The organism is Paraburkholderia diazotrophica, assembly GCF_038900755.1.
Taxonomy (GTDB): Bacteria; Pseudomonadota; Gammaproteobacteria; order Burkholderiales; family Burkholderiaceae; genus Paraburkholderia; species Paraburkholderia diazotrophica_A.
On sequence record NZ_JBBPEN010000002.1, the window covers coordinates 481,596 to 502,311 of the forward strand.

18 protein-coding genes are annotated in these 20,716 nt (G+C 63.4%); 6 read left to right on the top strand and 12 right to left on the bottom strand.

Going from position 1 to position 20,716, the window contains the following annotated elements:
• Positions 1-226 precede the first annotated feature (226 nt).
• Positions 227-1,426 carry a transglycosylase SLT domain-containing protein gene (locus tag AABE10_RS07480; RefSeq protein ID WP_342932641.1) on the top strand — a complete coding sequence of 400 codons (1,200 nt, stop codon included), beginning with the start codon at positions 227-229 and terminating at the stop codon, positions 1,424-1,426.
• 179 nt (positions 1,427-1,605) lie between these two features.
• Here AABE10_RS07480 and AABE10_RS07485 read toward each other — a convergent pair whose 3' ends face one another.
• From AABE10_RS07485 to AABE10_RS07520, 8 genes are all read right to left on the bottom strand, one after another.
• Entirely contained in the window at positions 1,606-2,799 is a 1,194-nt protein-coding gene (locus AABE10_RS07485; protein WP_342932642.1) for a pyridoxal phosphate-dependent aminotransferase, read from the bottom strand.
• Between the two features lie 109 nt (positions 2,800-2,908).
• Complete coding sequence (gene nusB, locus AABE10_RS07490) at positions 2,909-3,346, bottom strand: transcription antitermination factor NusB (protein ID WP_087733836.1); 438 nt, start codon at positions 3,344-3,346, stop codon at positions 2,909-2,911.
• Positions 3,343-3,861, bottom strand: a complete 519-nt coding sequence (gene ribH, locus AABE10_RS07495; RefSeq protein ID WP_087733837.1) for a 6,7-dimethyl-8-ribityllumazine synthase — start codon at positions 3,859-3,861, stop codon at positions 3,343-3,345. Before ribH ends, nusB begins: the two co-directional genes overlap by 4 nt.
• Positions 3,862-3,939: 78 nt before the next feature.
• Entirely contained in the window at positions 3,940-5,076 is a 1,137-nt protein-coding gene (gene ribBA / locus AABE10_RS07500) for a bifunctional 3,4-dihydroxy-2-butanone-4-phosphate synthase/GTP cyclohydrolase II (RefSeq protein WP_342932643.1), read from the bottom strand.
• Positions 5,077-5,203: 127 nt separating this feature from the next.
• Complete coding sequence (locus AABE10_RS07505; protein ID WP_342932644.1) at positions 5,204-5,818, bottom strand: riboflavin synthase; 615 nt, start codon at positions 5,816-5,818, stop codon at positions 5,204-5,206.
• A 24-nt stretch (positions 5,819-5,842) separates the two neighbouring features.
• Positions 5,843-6,964 carry a bifunctional diaminohydroxyphosphoribosylaminopyrimidine deaminase/5-amino-6-(5-phosphoribosylamino)uracil reductase RibD gene (ribD, locus tag AABE10_RS07510; RefSeq protein WP_342932645.1) on the bottom strand — a complete coding sequence of 374 codons (1,122 nt, stop codon included), beginning with the start codon at positions 6,962-6,964 and terminating at the stop codon, positions 5,843-5,845.
• Between the two features lie 39 nt (positions 6,965-7,003).
• Entirely contained in the window at positions 7,004-8,284 is a 1,281-nt protein-coding gene (gene hemL / locus AABE10_RS07515; RefSeq protein WP_342932646.1) for a glutamate-1-semialdehyde 2,1-aminomutase, read from the bottom strand.
• Positions 8,285-8,493: 209 nt separating this feature from the next.
• The gene (locus AABE10_RS07520) at positions 8,494-9,174 is read right to left on the bottom strand and encodes a hypothetical protein (protein WP_342932647.1); all 681 of its coding nucleotides are present in this window, start codon (positions 9,172-9,174) and stop codon (positions 8,494-8,496) included.
• Positions 9,175-9,378: 204 nt separating this feature from the next.
• On the opposite strand from AABE10_RS07520, the gene AABE10_RS07525 reads away from it, so the two are divergent.
• Complete coding sequence (locus AABE10_RS07525) at positions 9,379-10,602, top strand: Bcr/CflA family multidrug efflux MFS transporter (protein ID WP_342932648.1); 1,224 nt, start codon at positions 9,379-9,381, stop codon at positions 10,600-10,602.
• 134 nt (positions 10,603-10,736) lie between these two features.
• On the opposite strand, the gene AABE10_RS07530 is transcribed toward AABE10_RS07525, so the two are convergent.
• The 3 genes from AABE10_RS07530 to zwf form a co-directional block, all read right to left on the bottom strand.
• On the bottom strand, positions 10,737-12,653 hold the full coding sequence (locus tag AABE10_RS07530; RefSeq protein WP_342932649.1) for a bifunctional transcriptional regulator/glucokinase: 1,917 nt from the start codon (positions 12,651-12,653) through the stop codon (positions 10,737-10,739).
• Entirely contained in the window at positions 12,631-13,338 is a 708-nt protein-coding gene (gene pgl, locus AABE10_RS07535; protein WP_342932650.1) for a 6-phosphogluconolactonase, read from the bottom strand. Before pgl ends, AABE10_RS07530 begins: the two co-directional genes overlap by 23 nt.
• A 231-nt stretch (positions 13,339-13,569) precedes the next feature.
• Complete coding sequence (zwf, locus tag AABE10_RS07540; protein ID WP_342932651.1) at positions 13,570-15,027, bottom strand: glucose-6-phosphate dehydrogenase; 1,458 nt, start codon at positions 15,025-15,027, stop codon at positions 13,570-13,572.
• A 529-nt stretch (positions 15,028-15,556) separates the two neighbouring features.
• On the opposite strand from zwf, the gene AABE10_RS07545 reads away from it, so the two are divergent.
• From AABE10_RS07545 to AABE10_RS07560, 4 genes are all read left to right on the top strand, one after another.
• Positions 15,557-16,804: an ABC transporter substrate-binding protein gene (locus AABE10_RS07545; protein WP_342932652.1), complete on the top strand. Its 1,248-nt coding sequence runs from the start codon at positions 15,557-15,559 to the stop codon at positions 16,802-16,804.
• Between the two features lie 172 nt (positions 16,805-16,976).
• Positions 16,977-17,918, top strand: a complete 942-nt coding sequence (locus AABE10_RS07550; protein WP_428983274.1) for a carbohydrate ABC transporter permease — start codon at positions 16,977-16,979, stop codon at positions 17,916-17,918.
• The gene (locus AABE10_RS07555) at positions 17,908-18,765 is read left to right on the top strand and encodes a carbohydrate ABC transporter permease (RefSeq protein ID WP_342932653.1); all 858 of its coding nucleotides are present in this window, start codon (positions 17,908-17,910) and stop codon (positions 18,763-18,765) included. The genes AABE10_RS07550 and AABE10_RS07555 overlap by 11 nt, the downstream gene beginning before the upstream one ends.
• A 113-nt stretch (positions 18,766-18,878) precedes the next feature.
• Positions 18,879-19,994 (top strand): sn-glycerol-3-phosphate ABC transporter ATP-binding protein UgpC, encoded by a 1,116-nt coding sequence (locus AABE10_RS07560; protein WP_342932654.1) that lies wholly within the window; start codon positions 18,879-18,881, stop codon positions 19,992-19,994.
• A gap of 88 nt (positions 19,995-20,082) precedes the next feature.
• Here AABE10_RS07560 and AABE10_RS07565 read toward each other — a convergent pair whose 3' ends face one another.
• Positions 20,083-20,703, bottom strand: a complete 621-nt coding sequence (locus AABE10_RS07565) for a trimeric intracellular cation channel family protein (protein ID WP_342932655.1) — start codon at positions 20,701-20,703, stop codon at positions 20,083-20,085.
• Positions 20,704-20,716: the final 13 nt, after the last annotated feature.

Sequence of the window (20,716 nt, forward strand, 5' to 3'; positions counted from 1 at the left end):
CCAGCGCACTTCGACGCTGGTTTTTCGCGTGGGAGCCACCGAATGCGTGCTTTTTGGCATGCAGGCGGCCCTTTTCGAGATTGTGGCTCCCCAACGGTACTTTTTGCCGTTTTCCCGACGTCGTGGTCGCCTTAACCAGAGCACACGGCGTCTTGGTCTTGCGAACAGCATCCCCAAGCCGGTCGTTTTTACGGCGTTCGCAGGGCCAGCAACATGGGAGATCTGAATGAACGCCTGGTTATCGTGGCGTCCCAACGAGCGTATCGCGCAGGTCATGCGCGGCGCGCTGCGTCAGGGGACGCGGTTGAGTCATCATCTATTCAGCGTAGTTGGCGGGTTTGCTGTTCTGTTTGCACTCTCGCTGTGGCTGATGCCCGGCTGGCGCCTGATGCTGGCCACGCGGCTGATGCCCTTCATCTCGGCCGCCGTGCAGGCTGGCCCCGCCCGTCTGCTGCAGGGCAATCCGCTGCCGTCGTTCGCGCCGCCACAGCGCGGCAATACGGCGTCTCCGGACGATACGCTCTCGACGTCGTCGAATACGGGAGACAACACCAACGGCCCCGCCAAGGCCGCTGACGCCGGCTTCAACATTGCGGGCGACAACTCGAGCTTCTCGTCTCCGGCCAGCACGGGTCTTTCGTCGGCTGCGCTGAACGGTCTCGATCCGCGCACGCTGCCGAGCGTGAGCACGATCGCCTCGATGATTCCGTCGCAACGCGTGTCGGCGGATGCCCGCGACGACCGCGTGCTCATTTCCACGCGCGAGCAGGATCTCGTCGCGTCATTCCTCTCGCGCCGCTATCGCGTCGCTCAGGAGCCGGTCAGCGAACTCGTGAAGGCCGCGTTCGACACGGGCCGCGAAGTCGGCCTCGATCCGCTGCTGCTGCTCGCCGTGATGGCGATCGAGTCGGGCTTCAATCCGTACGCCGAAAGCGGCGTCGGCGCGAAGGGCCTGATGCAGGTCATGTCGACGGTTCACTCGGACAAATTCCGCTACTTCGGCGGCCAGTCCGCGGCGCTCGAGCCGCTCGCGAACATCAAGGTCGGAGCGATCGTGCTGAAGGATTGCATCGCGCGCGGCGGCTCGCTGCCGGGCGGTCTGCGTCTTTACGTCGGTTCGACGTCGCCTGACGACGGCGGCTACGGTGCGAAGGTGATGGCCGAGCGCACGCGTCTGCGCGACGTCGCGCGCGGTCGCAAGGTGCCGATCAACTCGCCGCAGGCGCCCGCCACCGTGCAAGCTTCGAACTCGACGCCGGCAGCGACTTCCAGCACCTCGAACAAGCGCGTGCAGGTGACGCTCGACGGCCATCCGCTCGCCTCGACAAAGACCGCGCAGACGCCGGCGACCAAGGATTCCGAACAGGACGATGCGAGCGCGAACGCAGCGAAGCATGCGACGCAGCAGCCGGAGCTGGGCGCCTGATCGCATAACGAGCGCGGTCAGGTTACAAGCGCATAGACAAGGCTGATCTAGCGAAAAGAAAGGGCACCCTCGGGTGCCCTTTGTCATTGTGTCATTGTCTCGCCGGTTTCTGCCGAATCGGCATCCGCTTCTCCCGCTCGACGAGCGCCGCCTCGCGTGCGGCTCCGCCTCGCTCTGGATCAACCGCCGAACAGCTTCCGCAGGCGCTCGACAGCCTCTTCGAGCTTTGAATACGCGGTCGCGTACGATAGCCGGATGTACTCGCGCGGCTGATACGAGCCGAAGTCCATGCCCGGCACGAGAACGACGCCCGCGTCGTGCAGCATCGCTCTCGTCAGCGCGGCGCTGTCGCCGGCGGCCGGATGCGCGACGCTGCGGCAGTCGGCATAGACGTAGAAGGCGCCGTCCGGCATGACGGGTACGGTGAAGCCCAGCGATTCGAGTGCGGGCGCGATGAAATCGCGGCGGCGCTTGAACTCCATCCGGCGCGATTCGTAGATCGCGAGCGTTTCCGGTTCGAAGCAGGCGAGCGCCGCATGCTGCGCAAGCGCCGATGCGCAGATGAACAGATTCTGCGCGAGCTTCTCGAACGCGCCGACGAGCGCCGGCGGCACCACGAGCCAGCCGAGCCGCCAGCCCGTCATGTTGAAGTACTTCGAAAAGCTGTTGACGGTGACGACATCGTCGCCGAACGAAAGCGCCGACACGGGCGGCGCGTCATAGCTTAAGCCCTGATAAATTTCATCCACGATCGTAAAGCCGCCGCGCGCGCGGACCGTCTCGACGATGCGCTTCAGTTCGGCAGGCTCGATCGACGTGCCCGTCGGATTCGACGGCGAAGCGAGCAGCACGCCGCGCGTGCGCTCGCTCCACAGACGCTCGACGTCGCTTGCGGTCAACTGGAACCGTTCGGCGGGGCCGCTCGGCACGAGCACCGGCTTGCCCTCGGCGGCGGCGACGAAATGGCGGTTGCACGGATAGCTCGGATCCGGCATCAGCACTTCGTCATCGCGATCGACGAGCGCCGCGCACGCCAGCAGCAGCGCCGCCGACGCGCCCGCCGTCACGACGATCCGCGCCGGATCGATATCGAGCCCATACGCATGCTTGTAGTGCCCGGCGATCGCGTCGCGCAGCGCATGAATGCCGAGCGCGCTCGTGTACTGGGTGACGCCACGCCGCAAGGCCTCTGTCGCGGCACCGATGACGGGCTCCGGCGCCGTGAAGTCGGGCTCGCCGATGCCCATATGGATGATGTCGCGCCCGGCGCGCTCCAGTAGCGCCGCTTCCTTGGCCAGCTCCATCACGTAGAACGGCTGAATCGCGTCGACGCGGGCCGCCAGTTTCACGAGGGGTTCGGTGATGCTGTTCATTCGATGAGTCCGGTTCAAACAGGAGCGCGGAGTCCGCCGCGCAAAAACAACGGCGGGCCCGCGTTACGCCGGGCCCGCCTGCATTAGCGATGACAGAAGCCAGCCACGCTTACTGCTTGCGGGCGGCCGCCTGCGTCTCGGCGACGCGCAGTTTCGCCGACAGCTTGTCCAGCACGCCGTTCACGTACTTGTAGCCGTCTGCGCCGCCGAAGGTCTTGGCCAGTTCCACAGCCTCGTTGATGACGACGCGATACGGAATGTCGACCTGATTCTTCAGTTCGTAGGCCGCGACCAGCAGCACCGCGCGTTCGACGGGCGACAGCTGGTCGATCGGGCGGTCGAGGCACGGCGTGAGATCTGCGGTCAGTGCTTCGGAATCGCGGATCACGCCATGCAGGATCGCGTCCAGATGCTCGTGGTCGGCCTTGTCGAAACCCTGGGCGCCGCGCAGCTGCGCGTCGATTTCACCTGCCGGCGAACCCGACAGCAGCCACTGATAAAGCCCCTGCGTGGCCAGTTCGCGGGAGCGTCGGCGTGCGCTCTTCATGCCCGTTCCTCTTCGTCGTCCTCGTCTTCACCTTCTTCGTCCTCGTCGCCGTCCAGCTGTTCGAGCGCGACCGCGAGGTTCGCCATTTCGACAGCGGTGCGCGCCGCGTCACGGCCTTTTTCGGTCATGCGCGCGACGGCCTGTTCGTCCGTTTCGGTCGTCAGCACGGCGTTCGCGACCGGGATGCCGAAGTCGAGCGCGATGCGCGAAATGCCCGCGCCACTCTCGTTCGACACGAGTTCGAAGTGATACGTCTCGCCGCGGATGACCGCGCCGAGCGCGATCAGTGCGTCGAACTGGCCGCTTTCCGCGAGCTTTTGCAGCGCGAGCGGGATTTCCAGCGCGCCCGGCACGGTGACGAGCAGCACGTCTTCGCCCGTCACGCCGAGGCGTTCGAGTTCTTCGATGCAGGCGTCAGCGAGGCCGTTGCAGACGGGTTCGTTAAAGCGCGATTGGACGATGCCGATGCGCAGACCGTCGCCGTCGAGATTCGGTTGGTATTGTCCGATTTCCATATGAGGTCCGTAGTGTGTTGGTTGAGCGCAGGTTAGCGAAAAATGAGCGATAACTGAGCGTGAAACCGGTTGAAGCGTTCAGCAGTTTTGCGGCTTTTCGGCCGCGCTGCCCGGCATCGGTATGAAGCCGGTCACTTCGAGCCCGTAGCCGGACATGCTGCCCAGCTTGCGCGGGGTCGACAGCACCTGCATCTTGCCGACACCGAGTTCGCGCAGAATCTGCGCGCCGATGCCATACGTCTTGAAGTCAACCGGGCGGCGCTTGAGCGCCTCGGCCCGACTCTTTTCGTCGAATGCCTTGAACACGTCGATCAGGTGATCTTTCGAGTCGCCGCAATTGAGCAGCACGATCACGCCGTGATCGCGCGCGGCGATTTCCTTCATCGCGGCGTCGAGCGTCCACGAGTGCGTGGAGCGGCCCACTTCGAGCAGATCGAGCACCGATAGCGGCTCGTGCACCCGCACCAGCGTTTCGCGCTCGGGCGTGGGCGTGCCGCGCACCAGCGCCATATGCGGCTGTCCGCTCGGCTGGTCCAGATACATCACCGCTCGGAACGGGCCGTGCACGGTCTGCATCGTGCGTTCGCAGACGCGCTCGACGATCGATTCCGTGCGGCTGCGATAGTGGATCAGATCGGCGATCGTGCCGATCTTGAGGCCGTGCTCTTGCGCGAACGTCAGCAGGTCGGGCAGGCGCGCCATCGTGCCGTCGTCCTTGATGATTTCGCAAATCACCGCGGCGGGCGTGAGCCCTGCGAGCGCCGTGAAATCGCAGCCGGCTTCCGTGTGGCCTGCGCGTACCAGCACGCCGCCGGGCTGCGCCATGATCGGAAACACGTGGCCCGGCTGGACGATGTCCTCGGTGCGCGCGTTCGCCGCGACAGCCGTGGCGATGGTATGCGCGCGGTCGGCCGCCGAAATGCCCGTCGTGACGCCTTCGGCCGCCTCGATGCTGACCGTGAACGCGGTGCCGTATTGCGTGCCGTTGCGGTGTGTCATCAGCGGCAGGTTCAGCAGCTTGCAGCGTTCCTGCGTGAGCGTCAGGCAGATCAGGCCACGGCCGTAGCGGGCCATGAAGTTGATCGCTTCCGGCGTGATGAATTCCGCTGCGATGACGAGGTCGCCCTCGTTTTCGCGGTCTTCTTCGTCGACAAGAATCACCATCCGGCCAGCTTTGAGCTCGGCGATGATTTCAAGGGTGGAGGCGAGGGTCATGTTGGCGAGAAGATTGGGAAAGCGCGTATTTTACGCCACGCCGCCCGGCAAGTCGCCCGTCCGAACGGCATATGCCGTTCGGACGAATGATCAGTTGCGCTCCCGTACGCGAGAGTGGATGGCGAAATTACTTCGGTGCGTTGAGCATCCGCTCGACATATCGCGCGATCAGGTCAATTTCCAGATTCACCTGCTTGCCTTCCTTCAACGCCTTCAGCGTGGTCACTTCAACCGTATGCGGAATCAGATTGATCGAAAATTCGCAGCCGTCCTCGCGATCCGTCACCGAGTTCACGGTGAGGCTCACGCCGTTCACGGTAATCGAGCCCTTGTACGCCAGATACCTGCCGATCTCGCGCGGCGCGAGCACGCGCAATTCATGCGATTCGCCGACGCGCGCAAAACGCGTCACCGTGCCGAGGCCGTCCACATGGCCCGACACGATGTGGCCGCCCAGCCGGTCGTGCGAACGCAGCGCCTTTTCCAGGTTCACTTCGCCGGTGTCGGCAAGGCCCGCCGTGCGGTTCAGGCTTTCGCGCGAGACGTCCACGTCGAACGAAGTCGACGTCTTTTCGATCACGGTCATGCACGCGCCCTGGATCGCGATGCTGTCGCCCAGTTGCACGTCCTCCAGATCGAGACCGCCCGCTTCGACGGTCAGGCGCACGCCCGCGTCCGGTTCGCTGCCGAGCGGCTTGATCGATGCGATGCGGCCGACAGCCGCGACGATACCCGTAAACATCGTGTTGTGTCCTATATCTATCGGTCAGTGTCCGGGCGGCCTCGGCATCAGGCGCGCGAGAATTCGCACGTCGCTGCCGATCCGGTCCACGGCGTGAAATTCGAGCTGCGTGCGCGCGTCGAGCGAACCCGGCGCGGCGAGATTGAACATGCTCATCGAGTCATTGCCGAGCAGGCTGGGCGCGAGATAGACGAGCAGCTCGTCGACGCAGCCTTCGCGCAACAGCGAGCCGTTCAGCTTGTAGCCCGCCTCCACGTGCAACTCGTTGACTTCGCGCTTGCCGAGCTCTTCCAGCATCTTCGGCAAGTCGACTTTGCCGTTTTCGTTCGCAAGCGGCACGATTTTGGCGCCGCGATCGTGCAGCGCGGCCGCGCGCTCTTCGAGCAGCGGCGTGAGCCTGCTGCAGAAGATCAGCGTTGGCGCGCCGGCGAGAATCTGCGCGTCGGGCGGCACTTCGAGCTGGCTGTCGATCAGCACGCGGTGCGGCTGGCGCGGCGTATCGACAGCGCGCACGGTCATGCGCGGATTGTCTTCCTTCACGGTGCCGATGCCCGTCAGGATCGCCGATGCGCGGGCGCGCCATGCGTGGCCGTCGTTGCGCGCCGCTTCGCTCGTGATCCACTGGCTCTCGCCCGAAGGCAAGCCGGTGCGCCCATCCAGCGATGCCGCGATCTTCATCCGTACCCATGGCCGGCCGCGCGTCATCCGCGACACGAATCCGATGTTCAGTTCGCGCGCTTCCGTTTCGAGCAGGCCGCAGCGCACTTCGATGCCCACGTCGCGCAACATCGAGAGGCCGCGTCCCGACACGCGCGGGTTCGGGTCTTCCATCGCGGCGACCACGCGCGCAACTTTCGCTTCGATCAGCGCGTTCGCGCAGGGCGGCGTGCGGCCGAAGTGGCTGCACGGTTCGAGCGTCACATAAGCAGTCGCGCCGCGCGGATCGTTGCCGCGCTTGCGTGCGTCCTTCAGCGCCTGGATTTCCGCGTGATCGTGGCCGGCGGGCTGCGTGTAGCCTTCGCCGATCACCTCGCCGTTCTTCACCAGCACGCAGCCGACGCGCGGATTCGGGTCGGTCGTGTACAGGCCGCGCCAGGCGAGGGCCAGCGCGCGCTCCATGTGGACGAAATCGGTCTGCGAAAACATCGGTCTGGCGTTATCCGTTCAATGGTTCGTCAACACGGTTCACGCGAGCGACTTGAATGCGCCGCGCGCGGCATCGATGGTTGCGTCGATGATCGCGTCGTCGTGTGCGCTCGACACGAAGCCTGCCTCGTACGCGGAGGGCGCGAAGTACACGCCCGCATCCAGCATCTTGTGGAAGAACGCGTTGAAGCGCGGCACGTCGCAGCGCGAGATTTCGGCGAAGCTGCCCGGCACGCTCGCGGAAAAGTACAGGCCGAACATGCCGCCGACGGAATCCGCCGTGAACGGCACTTTCGCTTCGCGCGCGGCTTCCGTGAGACCGTGCACGAGACGCGTCGTCTGACGCGACAGCGTATCGTAGAAGCCCGGCGCCTGGATCAGTTGCAGCGTCTTGAGACCCGCCGCGACCGCGATGGGATTGCCCGACAGCGTGCCCGCCTGGTAGACGCCGCCCAGCGGCGCGAGATGGGCCATGATGTCGCGCCGTCCACCGAACGCTGCCGCCGGCATGCCACCGCCGATCACCTTGCCGAGACACGTGAGATCAGGCGTGATGCCATACAGTTGCTGCGCGCCGCCCAGCGCGACGCGGAACCCGCACATCACTTCGTCGAAGATCAGCACCGAGCCGTATTCTGTGCAAAGGCGGCGCAGCGCGGCCAGGAACTCGGGCGTCGCGCGCACGAGGTTCATGTTGCCCGCCACCGGCTCGACGATCACAGAAGCGATCTCGTTTCCGAACGCCTTGAACGCCTCTTCGAGCGCTGTGACGTTGTTGTATTCGAGCACGGTGGTGTGCTTCGCGATATCGACGGGCACGCCCGCCGACGTCGGATTGCCGAACGTCAACAGGCCCGAGCCCGCCTTCACGAGCAGGCTGTCGGCGTGGCCGTGGTAGCAGCCCTCGAACTTGACGATACGGCTGCGGTTTGTGAAGCCGCGCGCGAGGCGCAGCGCGCTCATCGTCGCTTCCGTGCCGCTCGACACCATCCGTACCTGTTCCATCGAAGGCACGAGCTTGCAGATTTCTTCGGCGATCTCAACTTCGGCTTGCGTCGGCGCGCCGAACGAGAAGCCGTTCACCAGCACGCGTTGCACGGCCTCGAGCACTTCCGGATGCACATGGCCGACGATCATCGGCCCCCACGAGCCGATGTAGTCGATATAGCGCTTGCCCTCGGCGTCCCAGAAGTACGCGCCTTGCGCGCGCTCGATGAAACGCGGCGTGCCGCCAACCGAACGGAAGGCGCGCACGGGCGAGTTGACGCCGCCCGGAATGGTTTTCTGGGCGCGGTCGAAGAGTTCTTGATTGCTGGACATGAGCGTTGGACCTGCTTGAGTTGGGCTCGCACGCCAAATGGCTGCAACACGCGCGAGTGCGGAACAAGGGCGGTATCGATGCGCTGCGAACGGGCGCGTACAAGCGCGCAGCGAACGCACGACCGTAAGAATGACCTCACGAAATTGTACCGGAGTCGTGTGGAATCGGCCGTGAGCGGGAAGGCGCGGCGGGGTGCTGCCTTATGCGTTCAAGTGCCGCCGCCGCGCTTGCCGCCTGGGTTGCCACCTGCGTTGCCGCCCGAGTCGCCGCCGTTTTTGCCTTCGCCGTCGCCGGGCGTGCCACCCGGGCGCTTCGCCGGCCCGAAGTACATCGCGACTCGCGCCGCGCGTTTGCCGGCAGCGGCCTTGTTCGCTTCGCTCCACGCTTGCGTCGCTTGCTCCTTCGTCGATTTCGCCGGCTTGTCCGCTTGCGGTGCGACGGCAGGCCGCGGACGCTTGCCCGTCCTTTCGAGCCAGCGCTTTTCGAGCGCGCCCTCGGCGATCGGCTTGATCGAGATGCCCGAGGTTTGCGCGTCCCACGTCTGGACGGAGAAAGGGTGCTGGCGCAATTCGTCGCGGGAGATCACGACTTCATGATGCGCATCGACCAGATAGTCGTATACGAAGTCGATGCACAGCCGGTAGCCGCGCTTCTTCGTCGCGTCGGGCACTTCGTATGGCGCGCGCGTCACGTATCCCGACGCGAACACGCCTTTGGGCTCCAGCGTCACGCGGTGAATGAACACGCGGTCGCCCGGCAGGATGCTGCGCGAAAAACCGCAGCCCCATACGTCGGTGACGGTTTCGCCCGCCGTGACGCGCTTTGCCACGTCCGGCAGTTCGGGCCACGGCCACTTCCGGGGGCTCCATATCAGCAGAAAGGCGGTCATCTGCGTCGAATGTCTGTGTCAAGGAAACGGAAGGCCAGCTTAACCGATAAGGCGGAGAAGGCCTGTTGCCTGTGGGCGCACAGACCGCGTCAAGCGAGGCGAGATTTAACGTCGGTTACAATCTCAGGCCGTATCCGCGTCGCCGCACGGTCCGTTGGATCGCCCATCGGCCGATCTCTGCGCGTCGCCTCTCACTGGAATCCCATGTCTCACGCTGTCAGATCCCGGCCGGATGCCCGGCTGATTCTGCTGCTCGGCGCGCTGGCCGCGTGCGGGCCGATTTCGATCGATATGTACCTGCCCAGCCTGCCGTCGATCACGCAGGCGTTCAACGTCAGCGCGGGCGCGGCGCAGGGCACGCTGACCAGCTTCATGCTGGGCTTCTCGGTCGGGATGCTGCTGTACGGGCCGATGTCGGATGCGTACGGGCGGCGCCCCGTGCTGCTCGGCGGCATCATCATGTACACGCTCGCGACGATTGCCTGCGCGGTGTCGCTGTCGATCGGCGCACTTGTGACGTTCCGCTTCGTGCAGGCGCTCGGCGCGGGCGCGGCATCCGTGCTCGCGCGCGCCATTGCCCGCGATGCCCATGGGCCGGCCGACGCAGCCCGCGTGTTGTCGATGCTCGCCATCGTCACGTCGATCGGGCCATTGCTTGCGCCGCTGATCGGCGGGCAGTTGCTGCTGTTGGGCGGCTGGCGCGTCGTCTTCATCGCGCTGACGATCTTCGGCGCTCTCTGCGCGGCCACTGCGTTCATGCGCGTGCCGGAAACATGGCCGCGCGAGAAACGCGCGCACGGCGCGGTGCTCCAGTCGTTCGCCGCGTACGGCACGCTGCTGAAGGACCCCGTCACGTGGGGGCACATGCTGTGCGGCGGCATGGCGTTCGCGTCGATGTTCGCGTATATCACCGCGACGCCGTTCGTCTATATCGAGTACTTCCATGTGTCGCCGCAGCACTATGGCTTTCTGTTCGGGCTGAACATCATCGGCATCATGCTCGGCAACTTCGTGAACACGCGCGTCGTCGGACGCACGGGGCCGCTGCCCGTCATATCGGTCGCCGCGACGATCAGCTTCGTCGCATCGCTGTATGTCGCATTGATGTGCGTGACAGGGTGGGGCGGGCTGTGGTCGATCGTCGTCGGGCTGTTCTTCGTGGTGGGCGTGGTTGGCTTGCTGTCGGCCAATTGCACGACCGATCTGATGCATCGCTATCCGCAGAACGCAGGCGCGGCGGCGGCCGTGTTCGGCGCGATGCAGCTTGCGTTCGGCGCGCTGTCGAGTTTCGCCGTCGGGCTGTGGCATGACGGCTCGCCGCAAGGGATGGGCGTGACGATCGCCGTCGCGGGATCGCTGTGCTTCGTCGGGCGGTTTCTGGTCATGCGCTGGCATGGCCGGCCCGTATCGCGGGCTTCGGCGGCCTGACGCTCGCGCACAAGACAACGTACAAGACAACCACGAAACGAACTGGCGGACAAGAAAAAGCCGGACCTGCCGCCGAATGGCAAACGGTCCGGCTTTTTTACTGTTGAGACTCGCCGTCCAAACGGGAGCGCAGATTAGTCCCTCGGCGAGGCCGCCGCTCCGTGGCTGAGCCAATCCAGCACGGCCGTCGTATCGTCGTCGGCGTCCTTGCGCGCCTTCGTCACGGCTGCGCTGACTTCCGCCGCCGGCGCCGCCCGGCGGATCGCCACGCCGACAGCCAGGATGTCGATCATCAACAGATGCAGGATGCGCGAGATCATCGACAGCTGCGACTCGCGAATCTCGATGTGATCCGTTTCCAATGCGACCGTCGCGCGCTTGGCCAAAGGCGTGTTGCTCGACGTGATCGCGATCACCTTCGCGCCCGCCTGCATCGCGACTTCGAGCACGCGCAGCAGTTCGGGCGCGCGGCCCGACTTCGACACCGCGACGATCACATCGCCCTTGCCGAGCAGCGCCGCCGACGCCGCCTGCATGTACAGATCGCCGTAAGCGATCGTGGGGATGCCGAAGCGGAAGAACTTGTAGTGCGCGTCTTGCGCGACGATGTTCGAATTGCCCAGGCCATAGAACTCGATGCGTCGCGCGCCGTTCAGCAGATCGATCGCTGCTTCGACATGCTCGAAGTTCAGATGCTCGCGCAACTGCAGGATCGCCGATACCGTATTGTCCAGCACCTTCGCGCCGAAGTCCGTCGCCGTGTCGCCGAGATGAACCTGGCTGTGCGAGACGGGAATCGTGCCCGTCAGACCCGTCGCCAGCTTCAGCTTGAAATCGGACAGGCCCTGGCAGCCGAGCGAACGGCAGAAGCGGATCACAGTCGGCTGGCTCACGTCGGCCTTGCGCGCGATGTCGACAATGGGATCGTTGATGATCGAGCGCGGGTGATTGAGCGCGAGATCCGCGACGCGGCGCTCGGCGGGCGTCAGCGCATCGCGCATTTGCCGGATGCGCTCGAAGACGGCGGATGAACTGCCGCCCGCGCGATTCGACAGTTGCTCCGCGAGAATCGCCGATACGCCGAGAAACGCCGGGTATTCCGCCGTGATCACGTACGTCGGCACGTTCTTCAGATACGCCTCGAAGCGGCCCTTCGCCTCGAAGCGCTGACGGAACGACGAGCGCGCGAACATGTCGCCCAGACGCGGCACGACGCCGCCGCCGATATAGATGCCGCCCAGCGCGCCGAGCGTCACCGCGATGTTGCCCGCGAATGTGCCGAGAATGCCACAGAACACGTCGATGGTTTCGGCCGCTAGCGGATCGCCGTCGAGGCCTTTCTTGACGATCTCCGACACTTCGAGGGTCGCGGGCACGCGCTTCTTGTCGCGAGCCGCGAGCGCGCGATAGATCACTTCGAGGCCCGGCCCAGCCGCAACGCGCTCGAACGACACGTGCGGCCACTTCTTGCGCGCGTATTGCAGCACGAGGTCTTCGCGCTCGTCCATCGGCGCAAACGTCGCATGGCCGCCTTCGCTGCCGAGCGCGATCCAGCGGTCGTCGGCGGGAATCAGACCCGACACGCCCATGCCCGTGCCCGGACCGAGCAAGCCGATCACGCTGTTCTGCCGGCGCGTGCCGCCGCCGACCTGCACGCGCTGCGAATCGGTGAGGCCCGGCAGCGCCATCGCGAGCGCGGTGAAGTCGTTCACGACGAGCAATGTGTCGAAACCGAGTTGACGGCGCGTCGCTTCGATCGAGAACGTCCAGTCGTGATTGGTCATGCTGACCTGATCGCCGTCGACGGGATTCGCAATCGCAATCGCCGCATGATTCACGCGACCGATCTTGCTGTCCTTCAGATACTTCTTGATGACCTCTGCGACGCCCGGATAGTCCGCGCACGGATAGACGAGAACCTGCGTGATTTCGCCGGGACCGGTTTCAAGCGCAAAGCGCGCATTGGTGCCGCCGATGTCGGCAAGCAGCCTCGGTCCGTCGGCGTGCTGGCCCGCGGCAGGGGCAGCCTTAGTTTGCACACCAGTAGACATCGAGTCTTACTCCCTTGTCGTTCGCCAACGTCGAGATGGCATTTTTTTGTGGGGCGGCTGCGGCGGCTTTGAGCACGTCGAGCTTTTTCTGACCGGCGATCAGCAGGAACAGCCGGTCGACTTTCTTCAACGCGGACATTGACCAGCTCACGCGCGCATGCGGCGCAGCGCCGGGATGCACGGCGACGAACGGATCGGCCGTCGAAACCGCGTGCTCCCATTCGGGCGCATCCGCGAAAATCGACGCCGTGTGGCCGTCTTCGCCCATGCCGAGCACGGCCACATCGGGCAGATGACGATTACCGTGCGCGACGTCGCGATTCAACGCGGCGATATGAGCTTCGAGCGATTGCGCCGTGTCGACGAGCGGCAGGAAGGTCGCCTCACGCGCGGCGTTCTGCAACAGCGTCTCGTGGGCGAGGCGAGCGTTGCTCGCGTCGTCCGTCCCGGGCACCCAGCGGTCGTCGACGAGCGTGACCGCGATGCGCTTCCAGTCGAACGGCTGCGTGGAAAGTGTTTGCAGAAACGGACGCGGACTCGTGCCGCCGGATACGGCAAGCGTCGTCGGGCGCGCGCCGGTTGCGCTCGCACGGGCGGCGAGCGACGCATGTAGCGCGTCGCCGACCGCCTTCGCCAGCGCGTCGGATTGGGCGCGCGGGTCGTCGAAAGCGTGAAGCTCGATCACTTCTCCTCCATGCTGCTTTCTTTGTTAGATCTGAGGTGCTGCGGGGATACCATCGGCGATCGGTCGTGCCGACGTTCCCTTATCCCGCCGCTGCCGCGACCGGTCCTGTGTCGTCTGCGTCACCGGGTTCCCGTGCGGCTGTTCATGCCGTACTGCAAGCGGCGCGGCGCGCCCGACATCGATGCAAAAGCATCGATCATCGCAGGACAAATCCAGATGCGCCGTACTTCCTTAATTCTCTTCTTCGAGCCAGCAGGTATCGTGCTGCGCGAGCATCGCGCTTGCCGCCGCCGGCCCCCACGTGCCCGCCGCATAAGGCTTCGGTTTGCCCGACGCGGCCCACTCGTTGAGGATCGGCTCGACCCACTTCCATGCCGCTTCCTGTTCGTCGCGACGCACGAAGAGCGCGAGGCGCCCGTGGATCACGTCGAGCAGCAGACGCTGATACGCCTCCATCTGGCCTTCCTTGAAGAACTGGTCGAAGGCGAGGTCGAGGTGCACGCTCGACAGGTTCATCCCTTCGCCCGGCTTCTTCGCGAGGCAATAGAGGCGGATCGTTTCGTTCGGCTGCAGGCGGATCACGAGGCGATTCGCGCCCGGCCGCAATGCCGACGAACCCAGCGCCGAATGTGGCACGGCGCGGAAGTTAACGACGATCTCCGCGACGCGATCGGCCAGCCGCTTGCCCGTGCGCAGGAAAAACGGCACGCCGGCCCAGCGCCAGTTCTCGATCTCGACCTTCAGCGCGACAAACGTTTCCGTCGCGCTGTCCGTCTTCACGCCGGGCTCCGTCGCATACGCGGGCACGGAAGTGCCGCGAATGACGCCCGCATGATACTGGCCGCGCACCGCGACTTTGCTGATATCGCGCGGATCGATCGGCTTCAGCGCGCGCAGCACGCGCAGCTTTTCATCGCGGACGGAATCCGAATCCATCGAATGCGGCGGCTCCATCGCGACGATCGAAAGCAGTTGCAGCAAATGGTTCTGCACCATGTCGCGCAGCGCGCCCGTATTGTCGTAGAAGTCGCCGCGCGCTTCCACGCCGAGTTCTTCGGCAATCGTGATCTGAATGCTCTCGACCCACTCGCGGCGCCACAGCGGCTCGAAGAGCGCATTGCCGAAGCGCAGCGCCAACAGGTTCTGCACGGGCTCTTTGCCGAGGTAGTGATCGATACGGTAGATCTGCCCTTCGGCGAAGATCTCGCCGACGGCGTCGTTGATCGCATTCGAAGAACGCAGGTCGTAGCCGAGCGGCTTTTCGAGCACGATGCGCGCGTTTTCGTTGAGACCAACGGACGCGAGCGCGCGGCAGATGGGGACGAAGAGCGACGGGCCCGTCGCCAGATAGAACACGCGTGTGCCGGGCAGGTCCTGCACCGCGTCGCGCAGCTTGACGAAGTCCTCGGCCTTGCCGAGATCGAGCTTCACGTACTCGATGCGTTCGAGAAAGCTCTGCCACGCGTTTTCGTCGATGCCGTTCTTGGAGACGTGCGCCTTCACATGTTCATTGACCCACTGCAGATAGCCGTCACGGTCGTCTGCATGCCGCGCGACGGCAACGATCTTGCCACTCGCCTCGAGCATGCCCGCGCGGTGTGCTTCATACAGAGCGGGGAGTATCTTGCGCATCGACAGATCGCCGGTTCCGCCGAAGAGAACGAAGGTGAAGCTGGAGTCGGTTTGCATGAGTCTCCGTGGATATCTGGTGGGCCTGTAAGGCGCCCGTAGTCCGATAAAATTTTTTTTGACACTGAATTGTAGTTTAACTACAATCCAAATCAAGAGGTAACGTGAATTCGACGAAAAAAGCGTGCGGGGCTTGTGAACAAGCGCCTTTTCGCGAGTGCACGTAGCTTCCCTGCATGTTAACGGACAACGCGTTCCGGCATGCGCCAGAGTGCCTTTCGCGGGCGGCGCACAACGGCCGGAACGGGCGTTTCAGCGAATGACGTGCGCGGACCACCTCGAGTCTGCAACGCGCCGCAGTCAGAAGGCGGAAGCAGGCAAAAATCAGAAGAGGAGACAGTTCTTGCATCGCAAACCACTCATCTCTTGAGCGTCACGCGGCCGAACCTCGGCACGCCGGCACATCCACTTCACCGTGTGCCTGTCCGACGCTCGACCGTCCAGCGCATTGCCTGCTTGACCAACCATCGCACCCTGGTGACATCAGGGGCCACTCGTTTTTAGTTCAGGTGTCTGGAGGAGATAAGCAATGAAATTCCGCGCGATCATGGGCGCCCTGTGCGCCGCAGGTCTGATGTGTGGCGTCGCCACGGCACAGGCGGCCGAATCCGTCGAAGTGCTGCACTGGTGGACGTCGGGCGGCGAGTCGAAGGCCGTCGGCGTGCTGAAGGACGACATGACCAAACAGGGCTACACGTGGAAGGACTTCGCGGTGGCAGGCGGTGCAGGCGCGGCGGCCATGACGGCGCTGAAGACCCAGGTGATCTCGGGCAACGCGCCGAGCGCGGCCCAGATCAAGGGCCCGCTGATCCAGGAATGGGCATCGCAAGGCGTGCTCGTGAACATCGACTCCGTCGCTGGCGACTGGAAGAAGAACCTGCCGCCGGAAATCGACAAGATCATGCACGCGGAAGGCCACTACGTCGCGGCGCCGTTCTCGGTGCACCGCGTCAACTGGCTGTACATCAACAAGGCAGCGCTCGACAAGGCAGGCGGCAAAGTGCCGACCACGTGGCCTGAGTTCTTCGCCGTCGCCGACAAGATGAAGGCGGCCGGCATCATGCCGATCGCGATGGGCGGCCAGCCGTGGCAAGACCTGACGCTGTGGGAAGACGTCGTGCTGTCGCAAGGCGCGGACTTCTACAAGAAGGCGCTCGTCGACCTCGATCAGAAGACGCTGACCTCGGACAAGATGGTCCAGGTGTTCGACACGGTTCGCAAGATCCAGGGCTATTTCGACAGCGGCCGCACGGGTCGCGACTGGAACCTCGCGACGGCGATGGTCATCAATGGCAAGGCCGGCATGCAGTTCATGGGCGACTGGGCGAAGGGCGAGTTCGCGAACGCGAACAAGAAGTCGGGTTCGGATTACATCTGCGCGCCGGTGCCGGGCACGGAGAAGTCGTACACGTTCAACGTCGACTCGTTCGTGTTCTTCCAGCAGAAGGGCCAAAAGGCTGCGACGCCGGGCCAGCTGGCGCTCGCGAAAACCATCATGAGCCCGGACTTCCAGGAGCAGTTCAGCCTGTACAAGGGCTCGATCCCGGTTCGTCTGGGTGTGTCGATGGATAAATTCGACGACTGCGCGAAGAAGTCCTACGCTGATGAACAGACGGCCATCAAGTCGGGCGGCTATGTGCCGTCGCTGGCTCACGGCATGGCTCAACCGGACGCAGCAGCAGGCGCGATCTCGGACGTCGTGACGAAGTTCATGAACTCGTCGCAAGACTCGAAGAGCGCGGTTGCCGCACTCGCGAAGGCTGCGAAGACCAAGTAAGCAGTCAGCACACAGTTGTAGCAGAACGCCCGGCGCGCAGGGCCTTGCATGAACTCGTGCAGGACTCCATGCGCGCCGGACGACGATGGTGCGATGCATCACCCGCGCCTCTGCCGTACCGGCGTCGCCTGACGATGACGATGCCTGACGGTACAGTTCCAGGAGTCGAGTTGTGACTGCTTCTATTAGCGGAAACGCAAAAGGCACGGCGCCCGTCGCGCGCCGCTCGTCGCCGATGGCGGCGCTCGCCGACCGCTGGATTCCGAAGCTGGTGTTGTCGCCCAGCATCGTGATCAGCCTTGTCTTCGTCTACGGTTTCATTCTGGTGACCGGCTATCTGTCGCTGTCGAGTTCGCGACTGATGCCGCGCTACGATTTCGCCGGCTTCGATCGGTACGCCGAGCTTTTCGACAACGACGTCTGGTGGACGTCGGCGGCGAACCTCGGCTGGTTCGGTATTCCGTTTATCGCGATCTGCGTCGGCCTGGGTCTGTTTCTCGCGATCCTGCTCGATCAGAAGATTCGTAACGAAGGCGCGTTGCGTGCGGTGTTCCTGTATCCGATGGCGTTGTCGTTCATCGTGACGGGCACCGCATGGCAGTGGATTCTGAATCCGGGCCTCGGCATTGAAAAGGTGTTGCACGACTGGGGCTGGACGAGCTTTTCGTTCGGCTGGCTCGGCGATCCCGACAAGGCGATTTTCTGCGTCGTGATCGCGGCCGTGTGGCAATCGACGGGCTTCGTGATGGCGCTGTTCCTTGCCGGCCTGCGCGGCGTCGACAGCGAAATCTTCAAGGCTGCGCAAGTGGATGGCGCGACGCTGCCGACCATCTATCGCAAGATCGTGATTCCGAGCATGCGCCCGGTGTTCTTCTCGGTGCTGCTGATTCTCTGCCACATCACGATCAAGACCTTCGACCTCGTCGTCGCATTGACGGCGGGCGGTCCGGGCACGTCGTCGTCGCTGCCCGCGATGTTCATGTACACGTTTTCGTTCAACCGTGGGCAACTGGGCGTCGGCGCGGCTTCGTCGATGATGATGCTCGCAACCGTCGTGGCCGTGCTCGTGCCGCTGATGTATCTGGAATCGAGGAGCACGCGCAATGCAGCCTAAGATGAACATCAGCCGTGCTGTCATTTACGCGGCACTGATTCTGTTCGCGTTGTACTTCCTGTTCCCGCTGTACGTGATGCTGTCGACGTCGTTCAAGGACATCGACCAGTTGCGCTCGGGCAATCTGCTCACGCCGCCGTCGCACTGGACGTTCGCGCCGTGGGTGAAAGCGTGGAGCGAAGCGTGTACGGGCGTGCGCTGCGATGGCATGCAGCCGTTCTTCATGAACTCGGTGAAGATGGTGATTCCCGCCGTGCTGATCTCATCGATCATCGGCGCGTTCAACGGCTATGTGCTCACGCACTGGCGTTTTCGCGGTGCCGATGCGCTGTTCACGATGCTGCTGGTTGGCTGCTTCATTCCGTTCCAGGCGATCCTGCTGCCGATGGCGCGACTGCAAGGCTTCTTCGGCCTGTCGAACACGATCGGCGGCCTGGTGCTCGTGCACGTCGTGTACGGCATCGCGTTCACGACGATGTTCTTCCGCAACTTCTACGTGAGCGTCCCCGCTGAACTCGTGAAGGCGGCGCGCATCGACGGCGCCGGGTTCTTCATGATCTTCACGAAGATCATGCTGCCCATTTCGCTGCCGATTTTCATGGTGTGCCTGATCTGGCAATTCACGCAGATCTGGAATGACTTCCTGTTCGGTATCGTGTTCTCCGGGGTCGATTCGATGCCGATCACCGTCGCGCTGAACAACCTCGTGAATACGTCGACGGGCGTGAAGGAATACAACGTCGACATGGCGGGCGCGATCATCGCGGCACTGCCGACGCTGCTCGTGTACGTGATCGCCGGCCGCTACTTCGTGCGCGGCCTGACGGCGGGCGCGGTGAAGGGCTAATTTTTCTTGTTGGCGTGTCGCTCGCGTCGATGCGAGCGACGGCCTGAACGGCATTCGGCCTGCGTCGCCAGCTAGCGGCGCATCAGCAGTACAGAGACTAGAGGATTCACAGCATGGCAAGCCTTTCCATCCGTGACGTGTACAAGACCTACCCGAACGGGGTGCCTGTCCTGAAGGGTGTCAACATCGACATCGAAGACGGCCAGTTCCTGATTCTCGTCGGCGGCTCGGGCTGCGGTAAGTCGACGCTGCTCAACATGATCGCCGGTCTCGAGACCGTGACGAAGGGTGACATTCAGATCGGCGGCAAGACGGTGAACAACCTGTCGCCGAAAGATCGCGATATCGCGATGGTGTTTCAGTCATATGCGCTGTATCCGTCGATGACGGTGCGCGACAACATCTCCTTTGGCCTGAATATCCGCAAGGTGCCGAAGGGGGAGCAGGATCAGATCGTTGCGCGCGTTTCCAAGCTGCTTCAAATCGAACATTTGCTTGACCGGAAGCCTGGGCAGCTGTCTGGCGGTCAGCGGCAGCGGGTTGCCATGGGACGTGCGTTGGCACGCGATCCGGCGATGTTCCTGTTCGATGAGCCTCTGTCGAATCTGGATGCCAAGCTGCGGATCGAGATGCGTTCGGAGATCAAGCTGCTGCATCAGCGCCTTGGGACGACGATTGTTTATGTGACGCACGATCAGATCGAAGCAATGACGCTGGGCGATCGTATCGCTGTGATGAAGGACGGTATCGTTCAGCAGTTCGGCGCGCCGCAGGAGATTTACGATTCGCCGTCGAATCTGTTCGTCGCTGGCTTTATCGGCGCGCCGCCGATGAACTTCATTCAAGGCAAAGTCGTCGAGCAAGGTTCTGGCGTCGGGCTGGAACTCGATACGGGTGTGAAGCGCGGCGTGCTGAATCTGCCTTTCGATGGCGCCGTGAAGTCGCATATCGGCAAGGAAGTGATTCTTGGGCTGCGGCCTGAGCGGATTACCGATACGCGGAATGCTCACAATGTCGATGATGGCAAGCATCAGCCAATCGACGTCAAGGTCGATGTGATCGAGCCGACTGGGCCGGATACTTTGGTATTTGCTCAGGTGAACGGCAAGCGCATCGTCAGCCGTGTTCACCCGGGGGCTAATCCGCAGCCCGAGCAAAATATGTCGCTGATGTTTGATGTTTCTAAGGCTGTTCTGTTCGATCCGCAGACGGAGCAGCGGATTGCTTAAGGGTTAGTTGCTGTTGTTGGTTTTGGGAAGGCCCCGGGTGTTTGAGATGCGCTCGGGGCTTTTTGGTTTGGGCAATTACCACTCCGCGCTAATGCGGCAGCCTCACATCCAACTTAAACGTAACCAACCTCGCCACAAGAATAAACCCCGTAGCAATCATCACGCTGTAGACGGTATCGAAGTTGATGTAGTCGAGCAGCAGGTAAAGCCAGCACCCAACCAACGCACAAGTCGCATAAGGCCTTGAATCCCGCAGAATCAGCGGAACCTCATTGCAGATCACATCACGGATAATCCCGCCAAACACGCCGGTCGCGACACCCATCATCGACGCCACGAACCAGGGCATCCGAGCGTCGAGCGCTAGCGAAGTCCCCGAGATGCTGAAGAGTCCAAGCCCAACCGCATCAGCCACCAGCAACACGCGCTCATTGAAAACTCGCGTATACGCCTTGAGCACAAACGGCGCAAAGAATGAAAGAGCAAAAATCAGAATCGCATACCACTGATGCTCGACCCAATAGAACGGTCGACGATCCAGCAAGATATCTCTAACCGTTCCGCCACCAAACGCAGTAGCCATCGCGACAAGAAAAGTCCCAACAGCATCGAGCCGTTTCGTACGAGCCTCGATAAAGCCAGAGATTGCATACGCGAGAATAGCCAGCGCTTCCATGATGGCAAGCGCGAGAGTCAGTCGAGGATGCATCGTTGAAAAGCCT